This is a genomic window from Catenibacterium sp. GCM10023432 (assembly GCF_042651925.1).
Classification (GTDB): Bacteria; Bacillota_I; Bacilli_A; order Erysipelotrichales; family Coprobacillaceae; genus Catenibacterium; species Catenibacterium mitsuoka.
This window is the reverse complement of sequence record NZ_JBHSEB010000126.1, coordinates 1-598: the sequence shown is the minus strand read 5'-3', so window position 1 is coordinate 598 and position 598 is coordinate 1. Positions and strand designations below refer to the sequence as shown.

The following is a 598-nucleotide window of genomic DNA, read 5'->3' as shown; positions in this document are numbered from 1 at the left end:
CATATCACTGAAGAGAAGTTAATCAATATAACTTGAGACATCCATAAGGTAAGCTCGTAAACAACGATTGATAGCTATGACTATTAATGTATCGTTCTTCTCTTCACTAAATAAACATACTGACTAGAGGTTGCTTATATTTAACTTCTAGTCTTTTATTTTGTAGGCATACATTATAATAGACTTAAGAAAGCAGAGAGATCGGGCTTTGGAAACACAGTTGTGATTTCGTAAAGAAAAATTCTCTGCTTCCTATTATGACATGAGTCAGTTTATATCCAAATAGGCCTTTTGATTTATTGATAGAGCCTGCATGTAAGACGAAAATAGATTGTCATAAATCGGGAAGTTATGCTTTCAAATATTAAAGGAAAGAAGGAATGATCTATGAAAGGCCCAATAGTATCCATTGATGTCTCTAAGGGTAAATCAGATTACCAGGCATTCAAGAACCTGAATGTGAAGTATACAGGTTCACGTTCAATAAAGCATACAAAAGAAGGATTTGATGAGATAGTGAATCTTGTCAGGGAGATGGAAAAGAAGCTGGAAACAGAAGTATGTGTTGTTTATGAGGCAACAGGAGTTTACCATCGTG

Annotated in this window: 1 protein-coding gene; it reads left to right on the top strand. The window is 34.6% G+C overall.

Translation table 11 applies throughout. The features are described from left to right. Positions 1-387 precede the first annotated feature (387 nt). A partial coding sequence (locus ACFOZZ_RS13275) for a hypothetical protein (protein WP_376815429.1) occupies positions 388-598 on the top strand: 211 nt, incomplete at its 3' end.